Origin of the sequence: Kiloniella sp. (assembly GCF_048270245.1) — a bacterium.
Taxonomy (GTDB): Bacteria; Pseudomonadota; Alphaproteobacteria; order Kiloniellales; family Kiloniellaceae; genus Kiloniella.
In genome coordinates this window covers 311,963-332,626 of sequence record NZ_JBLWTH010000004.1, presented here as the reverse complement: position 1 = coordinate 332,626, position 20,664 = coordinate 311,963, and the positions used below count along the sequence as shown (strand labels likewise).

Sequence of the window (20,664 nt, the reverse complement as noted above, 5' to 3'; positions counted from 1 at the left end):
AAAATGAGTGATATTATTCTTGAGGTGAAAGACCTCTCTGTGACCTTCTCTACGCCAGAAGGTCCTGTGAATGCCGTCAATAACATGAATTTTACGATTAAAGCTGGCGAAGCATTGGGGGTTGTTGGTGAGTCTGGCTCGGGTAAAAGTCAAACCTTCCTCGCTGTCATGGGGTTGTTGGCTTCTAACGGTAAAACAACGGGTAGTGCTAAGCTTTTGGGACGAGAGCTGATTGGCCTAAGTGCGGATGAGTTGAACAAGATCCGTGGGCAATCAATGTCCATGATCTTTCAGGATCCCATGACGTCACTGAATCCTTACCTTAAAGTATCAAAACAGCTAACAGAAGTTTTGGTTCTCCACAAAGGTATGAGCGAGCAAGCCGCAAGGTCAGAAGCACTTAATATGCTCGACAAAGTGGGAATTCCCGAGGCTGAAAAACGCTTTGATATGTACCCGCATGAATTTTCTGGTGGTATGCGTCAACGTGTGATGATTGCAATGGCACTGTTGTGTGAGCCAGCTTTGTTGATTGCGGATGAACCCACGACGGCATTGGATGTGACTATTCAGGCGCAGATTCTGGATTTGATGCGGAAACTGAAAAGTGAGTTCAATACGGCGATTGTTATGATTACCCATGACTTAGGCGTTGTGGCCGGACTATGTGATACCTTGAATGTCATGTATGCCGGGCGCATTGTCGAACGCTCTTCCGTTCGTGAAGTTTTCTCTGCGCCTCGCCATCCTTACAGTCAGGGGCTTTTGGCTTCTACGCCAAGACTTGATGAAAAAACGCATAACAACGAACTGGTAACCATTCCCGGACAGCCGCCAAACCTGCAACGGTTACCACAAGGCTGTGCGTTTGCGCCGCGCTGTATCCATGTGCAGGATCGATGCCTTTGTGAACGTCCGCCGCTGTTTGAGACACCAAGCGGAAGTCATAATGCCTGTTATAGAGAGGAGGATGTCGCATGAGTACGTCCCAGGAAGTCCTTCTTGATGTAAAGGATCTCAAGGTTCATTTCTCGATCCCAAGCGGTAAGTTGTTCAAAAAGCCAGGATTGCTCAAAGCTGTCGATGGTGTTTCCTTCCAGGTTAAAGCGGGTGAAACACTGGGCGTTGTGGGTGAGTCCGGTTGTGGTAAATCGACACTTGGGCGTGCTGTTTTGCGCCTTCTAAAACCAACCGACGGACAAGTTGCTTGGTTTGGTCAAGAAATGGGTGGCATGAAGGCTGAAGAATTGCGTAATGTGCGCTCTGATCTTCAGGTGATTTTTCAAGATCCTTTGGCGTCACTAGATCCCCGGATGACGATTGGCCAGATTATTAGTGAGCCTTTGATTACCCACTATCCGAAGTTGTCAAAAACCGAGGTGAAGGAAAAAGTCAAAGCAATGATGGCCAAGGTTGGTCTTCTCCCTGATCAGGTTAATCGCTATCCGCATGAGTTTTCTGGCGGACAATGCCAGAGAATTGGTATTGCGCGGGCAATGATTTTAGAGCCAAAGCTTATCGTCTGTGATGAAGCTGTGAGTGCTCTGGATGTTTCCATTCAAGCGCAGATCGTTAATCTGCTCATGGGACTGCAAAAAGAATTCGGACTTAGTCTGATCTTTATTTCGCATAACTTGAGTATTGTTCGCCACATCAGCCATCGTATCATGGTGTTATACCTTGGTCGGATGATGGAAGTTGCGGACAGGGATGCGATTTATGCGAAGCCTCTACATCCCTACACCAAAGCTTTGATTTCTGCGGTGCCAATCCCTGATCCAGAGATTGAGCGTAATAAAGAACATGTCGCTTTGAAAGGGGATTTGCCGAGCCCTTTAAATCCGCCATCAGGCTGTGTTTTTAGAACACGCTGTCCGTTTGCCAAGGACATTTGCGCAGCAGAAGTTCCGGCTTTGAAATCTTATGGAGAAGGTAGAGAGGCAGCGTGCCACTTTATTGAAGAATAGGATGTCATATCTGATGAAATAATCGAGAAAGCCCCGCATTTGCGGGGCTTTTTTGTAATCTAGCTCTACGATCCGACCTTAGGTCTTGGGTCTATAGGCGTTTGCATTTTAGGAAGTATTTCTTCTAGTAAATTTGCCGCCGAAAGCAAAGGTCCGTCACCTTGTGGTTTACCAACAAGTTGTAATCCGACAGGTAATCCTGTTTTGGTGAACCCACAGGGGATTGAAATCGCGGGGGATGCCGTAAGCGTTATCGTAGAGACGATTGCTAGCCAATCAATGTAAGTTTCCAACTTCTGACCAGCGCATTCAGTCACGTATCTTTGTTCGACAGGAAAAGGGGGCACAATGGTTGTGGGGCAAATCAGCAGATCGTATTCGGTAAAAAACTGTCGCATGGAATAGTAGATTTTGCCTCTTTTCCGCTCTGCCCATGCAATGTCTTCTGCGCTTAAAGAACGCCCGTATTCAATGTTCCAGATGATATCCTCTTTTAGCTTATCACGATGCTGATCTAAAAGAGGACCCAGCCCGACAACAAAATCTAAACCGCGCAAACGTTTAAATACTTCAGGAGCATCCAAAAGATCGGGTGTTATTTCTTCTACACAGACACCTGCCGCTTCGAATTGTAGTGCTGCATTTTTGCATATTTCTGCGATCTCTGGGTCTACCGGACTGACACCGAGGTCAGGGCTATACGCGACTTTGATTGGTTTTATTTTTTTGTTGGCAATTGATAAAAAGCTTGTCGCGGGGCTTGGTCGGGCCAGTGGGTTCATGTTCTTGAAGCCCACCATCGCATCTAATAACAAAGCGGTGTCTGCTACATTCCGTGCCATGGGACCCTGCATGGATAGAGTTTGGAACGGCGATGTTCCTGGTCCATCGGATAAGCGATGCATAGAAGGGCGCAAGCCGACGACCCCACAAAAACTTGCTGGATTACGGAGCGATCCGCCCATATCGGATCCATGAGCCAGCCAGGCACAGCCTGTGGCGAGAGCCGCAGCGGCACCGCCAGAAGAGCCCGCGGCTGATTTGGATAGATCCCATGGATTTCTTGTCGTGCCCAAAACAGGGTTGAATGTATGTGCACCAGCGCCAAACTCTGGTGTATTCGATTTGCCATAAACAATGGCACCGTTTGTTTCCATTGTTTCAACCAAAACATCGGACCAATCAGGAATACGATCTGCAAAAATTGGACTGCCAGAGGTTGTTCGCACGCCGTTTACGGCGGTTAAGTCTTTAATTGGCACAGGAATACCAGCCAGCATCCCACGATCTTCCATGGGTTTGGCTTCAAGTTTTTTTGCAAAACTACGTGCACGGTCAAAACAAAGGGTCGGTAAGGCGTTAACCTGATCGTCTACAGTTTGAATGCGATCTTCAAGTATATCGAGTAGTTCTGTTGGTTTGATATCTTTTTTTAGAAGACGATCTCTGACCTCACAGGCCGTGGCATTGATGATTTCGTTAGCGTTTTGTGCGGACATTTGGGGCTCGGTGATACGTGATGAAAGAGAGGATTAACAAAGATAATGCTAGCTTATACCTATCCGGTTTCGTTGGTCGATAGCATTTTCGTCAGAAATGAATTGATTTGCTTTTGTGCGGTCTGTGCAAGCTGATCGGCAAGGAGTTTGAGATCCTTTTTTCTGACCGAGCTTTTCCGCCATGCCAAACCAAGCTTTCTGTGACCTGAATTTCCGTCAAGTGGGGTTAAGGCAACGTTGGTGCCCGAGAGAAGTGACGATTGGCAGGAAAGCGCAGGTAAAAGAGTGACGCCCAGACCGTTAGCAACCATATGCACCAGTGTCAGAAGGCTGGATGCCTGTAATGTCTGTCCTGGCTTTAGCTTTGTCATATGACAAACAGCCAAGGCATGGTCACGTAAGCAATGGCCTTCTTCCAGAAGGATAAGTTGGCTTTGTAAGGCTTGGCTTTGTAATAAATGATTGCGTTGCGCAGCGTCCATCATGGCAATTGGATGATCAATGGGGTGGGCAAGAAGGAAGGGATCTTCGGCAAGTTCAACCCACTCAAGACTTGCTTCATTATAAGGGAAAGCCATTAAGGCTGCATCAATGGTTCCTGTCCTTAAACGATCAATGAGACGGGATGTTTCGTCTTCGACAAGATAGAGCTTCAAGTCTCTGTACTCTTCGCGTAATCGGGGGAGGGTTTGTGGCAGGAGATAAGGTGCAATTGTTGGGATGGCACCAAGCTTTAGGTCGCCACTAAGTGTTGCTGTGCTATGCCTTGCCATTGTTGTAATATCTTCAGCTCCTCGGATAAGTTCAGTTGCACGAAGAACAATTTCATTGCCGAGTTCCGTAAAGAAAACCTTTCGCTTGGTCCGTTCTACAAGTTTGCAACCAAGCAAATTTTCAAGCTCTTGTATACCTGCGCTTAGGGTCGATTGAGTTACAAAACAGGCTTCTGCCGCTCGACCGAAGTGCCCATGACGTTCCAATTCAACAAGATATTTTAGCTGTTTTAATGTTGGTATATGCATATTAATCGATTTTTTCAATTATTGTGATCATAATAACTTGTTAGATCGATTTTAATCAAGGGAGTATTGTTCTTTTATCGGCCGGCGCAATTCTAACGATATCAACAAAACAATTTCAAACTTCACAATAGGCCGAATGAAGTCAATTTAATCAATTGCCAGCTTTATTTAAGGCTGGGTTAAGGAGAGAAGGTAAGCAGCATGAAAAATAAACTTACAACCGCATTCGGTGCTCCCGTTGTCGATAACCAGAATATCCAGACTGCAGGTCCACGTGGCCCGGCACTATTACAGGATGTTTGGTTCTTGGAAAAGATGGCCCATTTTGACCGAGAAGTCATTCCTGAAAGACGTATGCATGCCAAAGGGTCTGCTGCTTACGGTACATTCACAGTTACACACGACATTACAAAGTACACAAAAGCGAAAATCTTTTCTGAAATCGGTAAAAAGACGGAAATGTTCCTCCGGTTTTCGACAGTAGCGGGTGAACGTGGTGCGGCAGATGCGGAACGTGATATTCGCGGTTTTGCAATGAAGTTCTATACAGAAGAAGGAAACTGGGACCTTGTCGGAAATAACACTCCTGTATTTTTTCTTCGGGACCCTATGAAGTTCCCGGATCTTAATCACGCCGTAAAACGCGATCCAAAAACTAATATGCGCAGTGCCGATAATAACTGGGATTTTTGGACAAGCTTACCAGAAGCTCTGCATCAGGTAACAATTGTCATGAGTGATCGGGGTATCCCAGCAACTTACCGTCATATGCATGGCTTTGGTAGTCACACCTTTAGCTTTATCAGTGCTAATAACGAACGCTATTGGGTGAAGTTCCACTTTAAAACCCAGCAAGGTATTAAAAACCTAACGGATGAAGAATCAGCCGAGCTGGTTGGGGAAGACCGGGAAAGCCACCAGAAAGATTTATTTGATTCAATTGAAAATGGAGATTTCCCCAAGTGGACACTTTTTGTTCAGGTGATGCCTGAAAAAGAAGCGGGCTCTTATCATGTAAACCCATTTGATCTGACCAAGGTATGGCCAAAGGCAGACTACCCGCTTATTGAAGTTGGTGAATTTGAACTGAACCGCAATCCTGAAAACTATTTCGCCGAAGTTGAGCAATCTGCTTTTAATCCGGGGAATGTGGTTCCTGGTATTAGCTTCTCGCCAGACAAAATGCTTCAGGGACGCCTGTTCTCGTACGGTGACACTCAGCGTTATCGTCTAGGGGTTAATCATAGCCAAATCCCTGTTAATGCGCCCCGTTGTCCGTTCCATTCTTATCATCGCGATGGCGCAATGCGTGTTGATGGTAATGGCGGTAGTCGTATCGGGTATGAACCTAATACAAAGGATGAGTGGAACGAGCAGCCTGATTTTGCAGAACCCCCTTTGTCGATCGAAGGTGCTGCGGATCACTGGAACCACCGGGAGGATGACGATTACTATTCTCAACCTCGAGCTCTGTTCCAACTCATGACTGCAAAGCAACAGCAAGTGTTGTTTGAAAACACAGCAAGAGCTGTTGGTGGTGCAAGGCTGGATATTCAGCATCGTCATATTCGGAACTGTTATAAAGCCGATCCAGCCTATGGCGCAGGTGTTGCCAAGGCACTGGGTCTGAATGTTGAAGAGATAGCTGCTGAAGAATAAGAAATTATTCAAAGGCAGTACGAAAGGGAAGGTCGCGCCGGGCCTTCCCTTTTTTGTATCTGGTGGTGAGGTTAAATTCTTGGAGCTGAAAACTGGATAAAATTATAAGTAATTAATGCGTGTATAGAAGAAGCATTGTTTCATTCTATTGTTGTTGGTTTTTAGGTAAAAATTCTTTTTTTGGAAATATTACGAAAATATTATGGTTAATGATCAGAATTGAATTGATCTTTTATGTTCTATTTGCTTTCTCATGTGAGAGACGGCGCTTTTGTACTGGTTTGAAGACTATGTGAGCCCGGTAATTCAAGTTGAAATGGGCTGTGTATATGACCAGCGAGCATTATCGTAATGAACATGCTCTTACTTCGGAAGCACGAAGTAATGCAAGCAATATCTTACTCGAAAATAGTTTCGAAGCTGTTCTTGTTACTGATAACAAAGGGCAAATTCAATACACTAATCCTGCGGTCCGGAAAAACTTTGGATATGTGATAGAAGATCTTTTTTCGCAATCGATTTTTGATGTCTTTACCGTTAGCCTAGATAACCAGAGCAAGCTTCTCAAAATCTGTGACAATGACAGCTTACTTGAGGGTGAATTTATACTACCTGGTCTTATCAAATCTAAAGACGGTGTGAAAATAGATGTACAGCTTCGATCTTTTGTAACGGAAAATTCTAAACAACGGCAGCTTACTTTTCTGGTGCGTGATATTAGTACCCGGGTCTCGATTAGCCGTGAGCTTGCCTCTTCGCAACAATTGATGAGCAGTATTGTTGCAGGGGTCGGTGATGCAATTATTGCGACAGATAAAGATGGTTTTCTGACACTTTTTAATCGAGGTGCGGAAGATACTTTTGGGTATAGCTCTGAAGAAATTATAGGAAAACATCTCGATATATTGATTCCCGAAGAACATCGTGGTGAGCATAGCAGTTATATGTTGGATTTTGATGCCGGGGCGATTGATACACGTGGCATGGGAACCCGTGGTGCTATTTCCGGGTTACGTCAAGGCGGTGAGACATTTCCAGCAGAAGCAACGATCATAAAGATTGGTGAGGGAGAACAACAAACCTTTGCCGCGGTTGTCAGGGACGTATCGGAACGCATTAAAGTCCAGACGCAGCTACAAGAAGCCAAGGAAATGGCTGAAATCGCCAGCCAGATGAAGTCTTCATTCCTTGCAAATATGAGCCATGAACTTCGAACTCCTTTGAATGCTATTATTGGTTTTTCTGAATTCATTACCGAGGAACACCTCGGACCTATTGCACATCCAAAGTACCGTGAATATATCGGGGATATTCTGGATAGCGGAAGACATCTTTTAACAATCGTAAACGACATCCTTGATCTGTCCCGTGTTGAAGCAGGTGAGATCCAGTTAAATGAAACTGTCGTGTGTGTGCGTCAGTCGATCTTGTCGGCCTATCGTTTTGTTAAGCGTCAGGCAAAGGTAAAAAATATCTCTCTTGACGCAAATCTACACGACGATTTGCCCTATCTGTTTGCTGATGAACGTTTGATAAAACAGGTTCTGATTAATTTGGCGACGAATGCCGTTAAATTCACACCTGATGGTGGATCTATTAAAGCCGAAGTCAGGTATCCCGATAGCGAAAATGGCCTTTCTATTATTATTTCAGATACAGGAATTGGTATTTCTAAGGATGATCTTGAACGTGTTATTAAGCCATTTGAACAGTGTGAATCGAGCTATTCAAAAACCATAGAAGGGACTGGGTTGGGGCTATCTTTGGCCGGGTCTCTTATGAACTTACATGGTGGGGATTTATCTATTGAAAGTGAAGTTGGTCACGGAACTTCAGTTGTTCTTAGGTTCCCGGTCGATCGCGTGGTAACAAAAGAATCGGCTCTTACAGGGTTGCAGGCAAAAACGTCTGTACGCAAACTATCGACTAAGTCTTTTTCTAATTATGTAAAAGAAAAGGGCTGAGTGCGTAACACTCAGCCTTGAAAGTTAAATGTGAGTAACTGACGACTAATTTACAACTCGGTAGTCTTCTTCGGGGAAGAACATATAGTCTTGATCCTCGCCAACTGCATTGTGACAATCAGCACAGAATTTCACTTTCTTAGAGTTTACCCCGTTGGTTTCGCCAAAAATCTTGCCGCTTGGGGTTACAAGCGTATATTTCCAATTACCGTTTTCAGGTGCAAAGCCAGCCTCCATTTTCTCCATGAGAAAGAGAGGGCCGGGTTTTACACCCTTCTTTCCAACCTTGAAGCTGTCCTTGGCGACAATTGCGCCGACAGGTAGTGTGCCGATGTCTTCGTATTTGCCGTAGGCCTTTGCCAGATCATTTGCGTAGTTGTGTACCAATCGACCACCGTGTGTACTGGATTTATGAGGCGCTTTTGTATAGCGGTCCCAGTTGAAGTACTCAGTTGAAACTGGGTGGCCCGATTTTGCATAGCCAGCTCTCATTTTTGGCGAGAGAGCTTCATAATGTTCGGCAGCTTTCTCAGGGGTAACGTCTTCAGCATTCACAGCAACGGGGACCATAAATAGTGTTGGTACAAACAATGTTGAGAGAAGCAAGTTTTTGACAGATGAGCTGAACGTTATCTTCATTTGGGTATCTCCAATTATCCTGACTGACACCGAATTATCGTCTTACCCGCGTTTCGGTGCTTTTTTTGTTCTCCTTTCTAGATAACATTCTTGTAAGAAAGTGGGAGTAAAGCCTCTTCACGATCAAGTGAGATCAAGTGCTTAAAGGAAAGTCAGCTCATAAGAAAAGGGCCGCATGAAATGCGACCCTTTCTGGTAAATATATACGTATGAGAACTATTCCGCGGCAACCGCAAGAGGTTCAATTTTTGCCGCGCTGTATTTGAATTCAGGAATTTTTCCGAATGGATCAAGTTGTGGGTTTGTCAGCATATTGGCCGCAGCTTCAGAGAAACAGAATGGCATGAATATCATGCCTTCAGGAACTTCGCGATCCTGACGAACTTTCAGACTAACAGTTCCACGCCTTGTGGAGACGGACACCCAGTCACCAGCATCCAAGCCGAGTTTTTTCATATCCAGACGGTTGATGAAAACAACAGCTTCTGGTTCTAGATTATCCAGAACCTCTGAACGACGTGTCATGGCGCCTGTGTGCCAATGCTCCAAAAGGCGTCCTGTTGTCAGAACAAGTGGGAACTCTTTGTCTGGTAGTTCTGCCGGATCAATGAGAGCTGTGGAAACAAGCTTGCCCCGTCCAGATGTTGTCGGGAAGCCTTGAGCAAAGAGGATTTCTGTGCCCGGTCCATCTTCGCTTGCGCAAGGATAAGTCACCACGTTTTCACGGGATAGTCTTTCCCAAGTAATGTTGTTCAGCGATGGCATAACCTGTGCCATTTCATTGAAAACGTCCCGAGGGTGCGTATAGGTCCAATCCAGTCCCATGCGCTGTGCAAGTTCCTGAATGAGTTCCCAGTCCTGCCGTGCGTCACCTGGTGGGGATACAGCTGCGCGTCCCATCTGAACCTGGCGGTTGGTATTGGTAAAGGTACCATCTTTTTCAGCATGGGCAGAAGAGGGTAGGATGACATCAGCATGCCATGCAGTTTCTGTCATGAAGATATCCTGAACCACTAAGTGATCTAGCTTCGACAGAGCTTCACGAGCATGTTGCTGGTCGGGATCAGACATTGCAGGGTTTTCGCCCTGAATGAACATGCCGGTAATATTCCCGTCATGGATTGCGTCCATGATCTCAACAACGGTCAGGCCTTTTTCCTTGTCGAGTTCCATGCCCCAGAAATCTTCCATGCGGCTACGAATTTCTTCGTTTTCGACGGATTGATAATCTGGGTAAAGCATTGGGATAAGACCAGCGTCAGATGCGCCCTGCACGTTGTTTTGACCACGTAACGGGTGCAGACCTGTACCCGGGCGACCAATTTGACCTGTGATCAAAGACATAGCTATCAGACAACGTACATTGTCTGTACCATGTGTATGTTGGGATACGCCCATTCCCCAAAGGATCAGGGATGCTTCTGAAGTCGCATAGAGACGGGCGGTTTCACGCAAGGTTTGGGCATCAATACCACAGATTTCGGCCATATCTTCAGGCGCAAAATCTTTGATATTTTCTTTCAGCTCTTCAAAGCCTTCGGTGTTGGCCTGAACGTACTGGAGGTCGTAAAGCTTTTCTTCGATGATTGTGTAGATCATCGCGTTCAGCATTGCTACATCACGACCGGGTTTGAATTGCAGGTGATTATCAGCATAGCGCACAAGGTTTTGCCCACGTGGATCCATGACAATCATATGTTTGTTTGGATCTTTTGCTGCCTGTTTGATGTAGGTCGCGGCAACCGGATGGTTCCAGCCAGGGCGACAGCCAATGATGATGATGCATTCTGCATCAGCAACCGAAGTGAAAGGAGCTGATACCGCACCAGATCCAACACCTTCCATTAGTGCAGCAACGGATGAGGCGTGGCAAAGACGTGTACAGTGATCAACATTGTTGCTGCCAAAGCCTGTCCGAACCAGTTTCTGGAACAGATAAGCTTCTTCGTTCGAGCCTTTTGCAGAACCAAAACCAGCAAGTGCTTTGGGGCCTTTCTCATCACGTATCTTGTTGAGACCGGATGCTGCACGTTCAAGTGCTTCTTCCCATGTCGCTTCGCGGAAATAAGCAGAGAAATCGTTATCGGGAACACCAATATCCCAGCCACGTGGCGCATCATCGCGGCGGACAAGTGGCTTGGTCAGGCGGTTTGGATTGTGAATGTAGTCAAATCCAAAGCGGCCTTTTACACAAAGGCGTTTTTCATTTGCGGGGCCTTCTGCACCGTCAATCTTGATGATTTTATCATCTTTGACATGTACTTCTGTCTGGCAGCCAACACCGCAGAAAGGACAAACTGAATTTACGATTTCATCGGCGTAATCTTCTCTGACACCCGCGTCATTTAGAAGAGAGCTTTCCATGAGTGCGCCTGTTGGACAGGCTTGAACACACTCACCACAGGCAACACAGGTACTGTCACCCATATCGGCATTAAAATCGAAGACGACGCTGGATTTTGATCCGCGGAAAGCCATGCCGATGACGTCGTTTACCTGTACTTCGCGACAGGCACGGACACAGAGGTTACAGTTAATACAAGCGTCCAGATTTACGGCGATTGCTGTGTGGCTTAAGTCAGCAACTACTCTTTCATGTGCGGGGAAGCGACTGGATGTGACACCTATATCTGATGCCCAGTTCCAGAATTTTGAATCTGGTTCGTGTGCTTCTTCGCGTGCTGGCTGATCAGCCACAAGCAATTCAAACACCATTTCCCGTGCTTTTTTCGCCCGTTCATTTGCTGTGTTAACAACCATGCCCTCCGCAGGCTGGCGTATACAGGATGCCGCCAGCGTACGCTCGCCTTCAATCTCCACCATACAGGCACGACAATTTCCATCGGCTCTGTAGCCAGGTTCAGGCTGGTAACAAAGGTGAGGGATTTCTGTACCGAGACGATCAGCAACCTGCCAGATGGATTCACCTGGCTGTGCTGTGACTTCATTTCCGTTAAGTGTAAAGCTGACCGGTTTTGTGTTTGCAGTAACAGACATTACAGTTCCTCCGGAAAATGTTTCATCACTGTGAGTAAAGGATTAGGTGCTGCCTGACCCAAGCCGCAAATCGAGGCATCCATCATCACTGTGGAAAGCTCTTTCAGAAGATCTTGGTCCCATGTATCTTGTTCCATAAGACTAACCGCTTTTTCTGTTCCTGTCCGACATGGTGTGCATTGACCACAGCTTTCATCTTCGAAGAAGCGCATCAGGTTCATAGCAACATCGCGCATATTATCCTGATCGGAAAGAACGATTACTGCAGCAGAACCGATAAAGCAGCCATGTTCGTGAAGAGTATCAAAGTCCAGCGGAACATCGCCAAGGCTTGCGGGCAGAATACCGCCAGAGGCGCCACCCGGTAGATAAGCCTTGAATTCATGTCCATCGGCCATGCCATCACAGTATTCAGCAATAAGCTCTTTGATTGTGATACCTGCCGGGGCAAACTTGACGCCCGGATTTTTTACACGTCCAGAGACAGAGAAAGACCGCAAGCCTTTGCGACCATTTCTGCCGTGGCTTGTGAACCACTCTGGACCTTTTTCGATAAGATCACGTACCCAGTAGACTGTTTCTACATTGTTTGTAAGTGTCGGTAGACCGAACAAGCCAACTTGTGATGGGAAAGGAGGTTTGTGACGTGGATAACCTTTTTTCCCCTCGATGGATTCAATCATCGCTGATTCTTCACCACAGATATAAGCACCTGCACCACGCCGAAGATCTATTTTAATACCGTTGTTGAGGCCCTCGGCATAAACACGTTCAATCTCTTTTTTCAGAAGCTTAATAATAGCGGGATACTCGTCACGTATATAGATGTAGCTTGCTTCTACTTCACCGACCCAAGCACCAATCAACATGCCTTCGAGGAAGCGGTGCGGATCAGTTTCCAGATAGTGACGGTCCTTGAATGTTCCGGGTTCGCCTTCATCGCCATTAATGGCCATCAATCGAGGTTTTGGCTGTTGGCGAATGATGCTCCATTTCAGACCGGTTGGGAAGCCAGCACCGCCAAGCCCTCTTAAACCAGTGTTTTTTAGAATTTCAACGATCTCGTCGCGATCATATTTGCCCTCGTAACACTCGCGCAACACTTTGTAGCCGCCATCAGCGACATAGGCATCGTAGTCTCTGTAATCGACAGCTGCGGGATGAATGTCTTTGTTTTCCGTTGCCGCGGTAATATTTTCAACTGTCGCATTATCAACGTGATTGTGGCCGACTTCGGCAACAGGTGCACAATCACACCGTCCCATACAAGGGGCGGCGATAACACGAACGTTTTTGGCAACTGAATTGGGAAGATTCTTTAGCAGATCTTTTGCGCCAGCCATTTCGCAGCTCAGACTTTCGCAAACGCGGACGGTTATCTCAGCCGGGGCTTCTTCACCGTCAAGCACGATATCAAAGTGTGCGTAAAAGGACGCGACTTCGTAAACTTCGGCCATGGGAAGCTTCATTTCATCTGCCAAAGCTTGTAAATGACCGGCTGACAGGCTGCCGTACTTGTCCTGAACAAGATGCAAGTGCTCAATCAAGAGATCTCTTTGGCGTGACTTGTTTCCTAGAAGAGCAACGATTTCTTCGTGAGCTTCAGTTTCAAGTTGGCGACCCTTGGAAAAAACAGGTGGCTTACGACGACCGGATCCAGGGTGAATTTGGCGCTTAACTGGGGGACTGTCCTTCTTAGAGGGGGCATCCAAGACGCTGCTATCTGACATTATTCATGCTTCTCCACGACAATCTGCCCTTATAGGGGGCATGTTGTTCCGGTTTGTCCCGGTCAAATTCTGTTTTTTAGGTAACCATTCACTTGGTAACGATGTCTTGTAGCCCATGACTGCGCTACGATTCTGTCGTATTCCCGAAGCTTTCTGTTACATTTTATAGCTCTTTACCAAGGAACGATAGTAACCGGACATTCGCAAAGTCCTATGCTTTGATAGGGTTTGCTTATCAATAAAAGGCATCAAGTCGTGTATCAGTGCATGGTGATAATAATAGACTGTATCAGCTTTATTTATTCTGTTTATCTATGGTTAACTGCCTGCAGGTATTTTATATGCAACAAATGAGATCTTTCGGGGTCGTTTAGAATATAGCTAAATTGTCAAAAGAGATTTTGTAACAAATGAATAATCAAATTGATTTCCGTGTGCTCGAGCTTCTTTCCTCGCGTCTATGCCACGATCTTGTCGGTCCTGTGGGGGCTGTTAACAATGGCCTTGAACTTATGGCCGATGATTCCTTTGGCATGGCAGATGATGCACTTAAGTTGGCTACTTCTTCTGCATCCCAGGCTGCGGCCACTTTACAGTTCTACAGATTGGCCTATGGATTGGCGGGTAGTCGTATGGGGAGTGATTACGCGACATTGAATCAGCTGGCTGTTAATTACCTGTCTCATACCAAAGTTGATTTTAAGTGGCCGGATTTGACGGCACCAGAAGGTTTACCGGATAACGGGGGCAAGGTTCTTCTTAACCTTATTGCCCTTGGTGTCGAGATGCTACCGAGAGGTGGTGTTATAACAGCTCTGAGTGGGAATGCTGATACGGGGACTTTTGTCGCAGTAACGGTGACGGGAGAGTCCGTTTCGATTCGTGAAGAGGTTAAGGAAGCTTTGACCGATGATGTTGAGACCGAGGAGCTGACACCGCGTAATGTTCACGCATATTTTACCCGTTTTCTTGCGCGACAAAGTGGCACAGATTTGTTGATCAATAGCTCTGTCGAGGGGCATGTCCAACTTATTGTATCGTTCTAATAAGTAGTACAAGATCTTTGAAACGCTGAAAGAAAACAATCAGCGTCATAAAATTAATTTTTATTGGAACCATAAATAAGCAGCCCCTTTGAGGGGAAGCTGTTTATTTATTAGTGACTTCATTTGGATAATGCGAATTATTCGCATTATTTTGATTGATCAATTGAGAATGATTTGCAATATTCCTAGCGGTTTCACAGAGAATATTCTCTCAATTTGTCCTCATGTCGTCCGATACTAAATTGGGGCGATTAAAATAGGAGACAGTCACAATGAAGGCTGCTTGGTTAGCTACAACTGCTATGCTCACTGCTGCTGCGATGGGCAGCACAGCAACTTATGCTGAAGATGTCGTTAATGTATACTCATCCCGACACTATCAAACGGACGATGCGCTATATGACAACTTTACAAAAGAAACAGGTATCAAAATTAACCTGATCGAGGGTAAAGGTGCTGCACTTATCGAACGTATTAAAAGTGAAGGCGCGAATAGCCCTGCTGATGTTCTGATTACTGTAGACGCTGGAAATTTGTGGCGTGCTGAACAGAAAGAAATTTTCCAATCTGTTTCTTCAGATGAGCTGGATGCAAACATTCCAGAAAATCTACGTCACCCTGAAAATAAATGGTATGGTCTATCTACACGTGCCCGGATGATTTTCTTTGATAAAGCTAAAATCAAAGATGGGGAGATCACAAGCTACGAAGATTTGGCCGATCCAAAATGGAAGGGCAAAGTTTGTATTCGCAAAAGCTCAAATATTTACAATCAGTCTTTGCTCGCTTCTATCGTAGAAGCCAAAGGTGAAGAAGCTGCTGAAAAATGGGCAGCTGGTGTCGTTGCCAATTTTGCACGTCAACCTGTAAAAGGCGACACAAACCAGCTGCGTGGTATTGGCTCTGGTGAATGTGAGATCGCTGTTGCCAACTCATATTACTTTGTTCGTTTGCTAACCAAACCAAGCGATAAAGACAAAGGCTTAGCGGAGAAGCTTGGTTATGTATTCCCGAACCAATCTGATCGCGGCACCCATGTGAATGTGTCTGGTGCAGGTGTCGTGAAATCTGCCCCTCATAAAGAAGCTGCGGTTAAGTTCCTTGAATATCTAACAAGTGAGCAAGCTCAAAGCTACTTTGCTGATGGTAACAACGAATTCCCTGTTGTTTCCGGGATTGCACCAAATTCAGCTGTAAAAGGCTTGGGTGATTTCAAAGTCGATACAGTTAATGTTTCTGTCTATGGTAAAAACCAGGTTACGGCTCAGAAAATTTTCGACCGCGTTGGCTGGAAATAAAGTCTAGGATATAAGTGCCTGAAAAATTAAAAGCCCTGTAGCTAAGATAAAGTTACAGGGCTTTTATGTCTTTGCTTGCTCTAAAAAACGTGAGCTTTAATCGGGCAACTTACTGTTTCTAGGCTGAGGAGCCTGCCCGGCTTTTTGATATTGCTCTGGTTAGTACTATTAATGGAAGAATTCCGACAAGGACAATGGTTAGGGATGCCGTCGAGGATTCTGACAGGCGTTCATCTGACGCAAGATTGTAAGCCTGAGTGGCCAGAGTGTCGAAGTTAAACGGGCGCATTACAAGGGTTGCTGGTAGCTCTTTCATAACGTCGACAAAAACAACCAAACCTGCGGTCAGAATACTGCCACTCATTATGGGGACATGAACGTGTTTAAGGGTTTTAAATGGACCGTGTCCCAATGTTCGTGATGCATCTTCCATGCTAGGGCGTATTTTACCCAAACCGGTCTCAACCGCGTTAAGGGAAACAGCAAGGAAGCGCACTAGATAGGCGAAAACCAGAGCTGTAATTGATCCGGTTAGTAAAAGGCCTGTGGAGATGTCAAAGTTTTCCCGCATCCATGCATCAACTGTATTATCAAGCGTTGCGAGAGGGAAGAGTGTGCCAATAGCAACAACAGTACCTGGAACAGCATAGCCCATGGAAGCAATTCTCGTCGCTGCTTTTGACAGGATGTTTGATTGTAATCGATTGGTATAGGCCAAAAGAATTGCGATCATTACCGCGATAACAGCAGTTATAAGTGAGATTGTGAAGCTGTTGAATGCAAGCTTAACGAACTTGGCACCAAATTGCTGGTCACCAAGTGTGATCGACATGTCCAGTAATAAAATGGCGGGAAGAACAAAGCCTAAAAATAACGGCGTTATACAGGCAATAATTGCCAAAAATTTGCTGAGACCTTTTAGTTGGTACCCGGGAAGAGTTTGATATCGATTTGTTGAATGGTGATAGCGCGCATTACCTCGACTGACTTTTTCCAAAATAAAAACGGTTAGGATAAAAACCAGAAGATAGGTGGATAGCTGGCGTGCTGCTGGTAAATCACCCATATTTGTCCAGGCGTTCATTATACCCGTTGTAAAGGTTTGAACCCCAAAAAATGAAACTGTTCCAAAGTCTGCAAGCGTTTCCATTAAAGCAAGAGAGGTTCCCGCGATAATGGTTGGCCGTGCAAGTGGCAAGGCGACACGGAAAAAACTACCCCATGGGCCGCAACCAAGAGTTCTACTGACTTCAAGTGCACAGATGGATTGTTCCAGAAATGCAGCACGGGAAAGCATATAGACGTATGGATACAAAACGAGGGATAACATGACGATTGCGCCGGGCAGAGATCGTATTTCGGGGAACCAGTATTCACGGTACTGAACATCGAAAATATCTCGGATCATCCCCTGTAATGGGCCGCTTACTTGCAAGAAATCAGTATAGGTGTAGGCCATGACATAAGCCGGAACAGCGAGGGGTAGTATCAGCGCCCATTCGAATATTTTGTGTCCGGGAAAGCGACACATTGTCACGAGCCATGCGGTGCCTGTACCGATAATGGCAACCAGGATTGCGACGCCGGTTGCGAGTAATAATGTATTGATTAGATAGTCGGTGAGAACGGTATCAACCAAGTGATTCCATATGTCACTCTTAGTTATTAAGGCAGACCCGATAACGTTAAAAATTGGCAAAGTAAACAATGCTGCAATGAACAATGCCAACCAAGTCATTAAACCAAATTTATTTTTAAAGCGCAGGAGTGAAACTTTCGATTCAGCTGCTATCGGGTTTGGAGCCATAATCTCGAATCCGTCAAACTAATCATTGTCGTAAATTTTTTTCGACTCCCATCTGCTAGCATGGCAAAAGCTCTGCGACTAGGGTTTATCAAGGATTTGTTGTAATTAAATGAGGCCTTTAAACCAAAAAAAATGATAAAATGAGGCCCTTTCTAATTAAAGTTAATAAAGGATAGGGTTTGGGTAAGAGGTTATTAATCTTCCTTTGACAAGCTTGTCACTGAATTAATAGCGGATTGCACGTTTGTTGCATCCGATTTGGTTGATTAGAGATGGAATGGAAGCGCGGTTATGGATGATCTTTTGAGTGAGTTTCTGACTGAGACAAACGAAGGTCTCACGACACTCGATATGGAACTTGTCAAACTCGAACAGAACCCAAACGACGCAGAGTTGCTGAGTAGCATTTTTAGATTAATGCATACGATTAAAGGTACCTGTGGATTTTTAGGCCTGCCGAGACTTGAATCTGTTGCTCATGCTGGTGAAAACATCATGAACAAGTTTAGGGATGGAGAGCTCTCAGTAACTCCAGCTGGTGTGTCTCTTATCCTTGAGTGTTTGGACCAAATTCGTGAAATTCTCACAACGTTAGAAGCTACTGAACAAGAACCTGAAGGTGATGATTCAGACTTGATTAGCCGTTTGAATGCCCATGCTGAAGGCGGAGATGCTGCCGAACCAGCTGCTGCGGCCCCAGAACCTGCGGGTGCCCCAGTTGAAGATGCAGCTGACGATGATGAAGAAGATGAGCTTGAACGCGCTTTTAGAGAAGCTCTCGGCCCAGAAGAGTTGGCTGCACAAGCCGCAGCCGAAGCGTCTGCGGTTCCAGATGCAGCACCTGCTGTTGAAGTGGTTGAGCTGAAGGCGGAACCTACTCCACCTGCAGCGCCAGCACCAAAACCTGCGGCAAAGAAACCAGCGCCACCTCCTGCAGCACCAGCCGCAGATGGTGGGTCTTCAGTCGCAAATCAATCTATTCGGGTTAGCGTTGATGTTCTTGAGAATTTAATGACAATGGTTTCTGAGCTCGTCTTGACTCGAAACCAGACCCTGCAAATTTTGCGGGCCCATAAAGAAAGTGATTTTGCGACACCCTTACAGCGTTTGAACCATGTGGTTTCTGACCTGCAAGAAGGTGTTATGAAGACACGAATGCAACCAATTGGAAATGCGTGGGCCAAACTTCCTCGTATTATCCGCGATCTTTCTCATGAACTGGACAAGAAAATTGATCTGGTGATGAAAGGTGCGGAAACAGAACTTGATCGTCAGGTTCTGGAGCTGATTAAAGATCCATTGACCCACATGGTTCGGAACTCTGCTGATCACGGCCTTGAAATGCCGAGTGATCGTATAGCAGCGGGTAAACCTGAAACAGGTCAAGTTATTCTCAACGCATACCACGAGGGTGGACATATTATCATTCAGATTTCTGATGATGGTAAGGGACTTAATACAGATCGTATTAAAGAAAAATGTGTTGAAAATAATCTCGCTTCAGAGACTGATCTAGATGGTATGAATGACCAGCAGATTCAGCAGTTCATCTTCAAACCTGGGTTCTCGACGGCAGCAGAAGTTACGGCGGTATCTGGTCGAGGTGTTGGCATGGACGTTGTTCGTACCAACATTGAAAAAATTGGCGGGACGATTGAACTAAGCTCAACCGAGGGCAAAGGTACAATCTTTACTATTAAAATTCCGCTGACACTGGCGATTGTGTCCGCGTTGATTGTTGAATGTTGTAAAGAACGCTTTGCCATCCCACAGCTGTCTGTTGTCGAGCTGGTACGTACATCGGCGCATTCTGAACATACAATCGAACACATCAACGAAACGCCTGTCTTGCGGTTGAGAAATCGTTTGTTACCACTGGTTACATTGCGTGACCTGCTCAAGCTTACAGATGATGATGAGCCAGAAGGTGATGAAAAGGAATTGAGAGAAGACAACTTTATTGTTGTTTCTCAGGTTGGAACGTACACGTTTGGTATCATTGTCGATCGTGTCTTTGATACCGAGGAAATTGTTGTCAAACCAGTCGCACCAATCTTGCGAGATATTCAACTCTTCTCTGGAAATACTATTCTTGGGGATGGCGCGGTTGTAATGATCCTTGACCCTAATGGTATAGCTGCTGCAACAGGTGAAATTGCCGTAGCGGATAGTGATTTGGGTGCTCACGAAGATCGTCATCTGACTGGCAATGATGAAAAAGTTGCTATGCTTGTCTTCCGTTCCGGCGACGATGCACCCAAAGCGGTTCCGCTTGCCCTTATTGCCCGATTGGAAGAAATCGATCTGACCAAAGTGGAAACGTCAGGTGGGCAACATGTGGTTCAATATCGTGGTCAGCTAATGCCTCTTATTCCAATGCAACCTGGTATGGAATTGGAGAAAGAAGGTCGTCAGCCTGTCCTTGTGTTCTCGGATAGAGAACGATCTATGGGACTTGTCGTTGATGAAATTATCGACATTGTCGAAGATCGGATGAACGTTGAACTGAGTGCTGAGAAAGAAGGTTATATCGGTAGTGCGATCATTGCCGAGAAGGCGACGGATGTTGTCGATGCAGGTTACTACTTGACGCAGGCTTATCCAGATTGGTTTGGATCTGAAGCTGGCAAAGAAAACTTTGAAAGTGATCGATCTAAGATCTTGGTTGTAGATGATAGTCCATTTTTCCGTAATCTCTTGATGCCAATGCTTTCAGTTGCGGGTTACGATGTGAAAGCGGTTGAATCAGCCAGTGAAGCCTTGACCTTGTGTGAAAACGGGGAAGTATTTGATGTTATCGTTTCCGATATTGAAATGCCGGGAATGAACGGTTTCGAATTCGCAGAAGCAGTTCGTGAAGATCACCGTTGGGCAAAAACACCAATGGTCGCGCTGTCGGCCTTTGCATCACCCGCTGATTTGATGCGTGGCCGGGCTGCTGGCTTCAAGGATTACGTTTCAAAAACTGATCGCGAAGCTTTGTTGCTGACCCTTCAAGATACAATTGCAGAACTTAAAGGCGCTGCGTGAGATAAA

At 45.7% G+C, this 20,664-nt stretch carries 13 protein-coding genes; 7 read left to right on the top strand and 6 right to left on the bottom strand.

Features of this window, described 5'->3' with window-relative positions; translation table 11 throughout:
- Positions 1–3 precede the first annotated feature (3 nt).
- Together ACN0W5_RS11790 and ACN0W5_RS11785 are read left to right on the top strand one after the other, a co-directional pair.
- Positions 4–981, top strand: coding sequence for an oligopeptide/dipeptide ABC transporter ATP-binding protein (locus tag ACN0W5_RS11790; protein ID WP_417454295.1), 978 nt, complete (start codon positions 4–6; stop codon positions 979–981).
- On the top strand, positions 978–1,967 hold the full coding sequence (locus ACN0W5_RS11785) for an ABC transporter ATP-binding protein (protein WP_417454294.1): 990 nt from the start codon (positions 978–980) through the stop codon (positions 1,965–1,967). Before ACN0W5_RS11790 ends, ACN0W5_RS11785 begins: the two co-directional genes overlap by 4 nt.
- A gap of 65 nt (positions 1,968–2,032) precedes the next feature.
- Here the strand turns inward: ACN0W5_RS11785 and ACN0W5_RS11780 are convergent, their stop codons facing one another.
- Both ACN0W5_RS11780 and ACN0W5_RS11775 read right to left on the bottom strand, forming a co-directional pair.
- Positions 2,033–3,466, bottom strand: a complete 1,434-nt coding sequence (locus ACN0W5_RS11780; RefSeq protein ID WP_417454293.1) for an amidase — start codon at positions 3,464–3,466, stop codon at positions 2,033–2,035.
- Positions 3,467–3,525: 59 nt separating this feature from the next.
- Positions 3,526–4,506 carry a hydrogen peroxide-inducible genes activator gene (locus ACN0W5_RS11775; RefSeq protein WP_417454292.1) on the bottom strand — a complete coding sequence of 327 codons (981 nt, stop codon included), beginning with the start codon at positions 4,504–4,506 and terminating at the stop codon, positions 3,526–3,528.
- A 183-nt stretch (positions 4,507–4,689) separates the two neighbouring features.
- Between ACN0W5_RS11775 and ACN0W5_RS11770 the strand changes: the two genes are divergently transcribed.
- The gene (locus tag ACN0W5_RS11770; protein ID WP_417454291.1) at positions 4,690–6,147 is read left to right on the top strand and encodes a catalase; all 1,458 of its coding nucleotides are present in this window, start codon (positions 4,690–4,692) and stop codon (positions 6,145–6,147) included.
- A gap of 329 nt (positions 6,148–6,476) precedes the next feature.
- The gene (locus ACN0W5_RS11765) at positions 6,477–8,111 is read left to right on the top strand and encodes a PAS domain-containing sensor histidine kinase (RefSeq protein ID WP_417454290.1); all 1,635 of its coding nucleotides are present in this window, start codon (positions 6,477–6,479) and stop codon (positions 8,109–8,111) included.
- Between the two features lie 45 nt (positions 8,112–8,156).
- On the opposite strand, the gene ACN0W5_RS11760 is transcribed toward ACN0W5_RS11765, so the two are convergent.
- From ACN0W5_RS11760 to ACN0W5_RS11750, 3 genes are all read right to left on the bottom strand, one after another.
- Complete coding sequence (locus tag ACN0W5_RS11760) at positions 8,157–8,750, bottom strand: cytochrome P460 family protein (RefSeq protein WP_417454289.1); 594 nt, start codon at positions 8,748–8,750, stop codon at positions 8,157–8,159.
- A gap of 216 nt (positions 8,751–8,966) precedes the next feature.
- Positions 8,967–11,747 carry a formate dehydrogenase subunit alpha gene (gene fdhF, locus ACN0W5_RS11755; protein ID WP_417454288.1) on the bottom strand — a complete coding sequence of 927 codons (2,781 nt, stop codon included), beginning with the start codon at positions 11,745–11,747 and terminating at the stop codon, positions 8,967–8,969.
- Positions 11,747–13,477, bottom strand: a complete 1,731-nt coding sequence (locus tag ACN0W5_RS11750) for an NAD(P)H-dependent oxidoreductase subunit E (protein WP_417454287.1) — start codon at positions 13,475–13,477, stop codon at positions 11,747–11,749. The genes fdhF and ACN0W5_RS11750 overlap by 1 nt, the downstream gene beginning before the upstream one ends.
- 410 nt (positions 13,478–13,887) lie before the next feature.
- Between ACN0W5_RS11750 and ACN0W5_RS11745 the strand changes: the two genes are divergently transcribed.
- Both ACN0W5_RS11745 and ACN0W5_RS11740 read left to right on the top strand, forming a co-directional pair.
- Complete coding sequence (locus ACN0W5_RS11745; RefSeq protein ID WP_417454286.1) at positions 13,888–14,523, top strand: histidine phosphotransferase family protein; 636 nt, start codon at positions 13,888–13,890, stop codon at positions 14,521–14,523.
- A 272-nt stretch (positions 14,524–14,795) separates the two neighbouring features.
- The gene (locus ACN0W5_RS11740) at positions 14,796–15,821 is read left to right on the top strand and encodes a Fe(3+) ABC transporter substrate-binding protein (RefSeq protein WP_417454285.1); all 1,026 of its coding nucleotides are present in this window, start codon (positions 14,796–14,798) and stop codon (positions 15,819–15,821) included.
- A 118-nt stretch (positions 15,822–15,939) separates the two neighbouring features.
- On the opposite strand, the gene ACN0W5_RS11735 is transcribed toward ACN0W5_RS11740, so the two are convergent.
- On the bottom strand, positions 15,940–17,628 hold the full coding sequence (locus tag ACN0W5_RS11735; protein ID WP_417454284.1) for an ABC transporter permease: 1,689 nt from the start codon (positions 17,626–17,628) through the stop codon (positions 15,940–15,942).
- A gap of 291 nt (positions 17,629–17,919) precedes the next feature.
- On the opposite strand from ACN0W5_RS11735, the gene ACN0W5_RS11730 reads away from it, so the two are divergent.
- Positions 17,920–20,658, top strand: coding sequence for a chemotaxis protein CheW (locus ACN0W5_RS11730; RefSeq protein WP_417454283.1), 2,739 nt, complete (start codon positions 17,920–17,922; stop codon positions 20,656–20,658).
- Positions 20,659–20,664 lie beyond the last annotated feature (6 nt).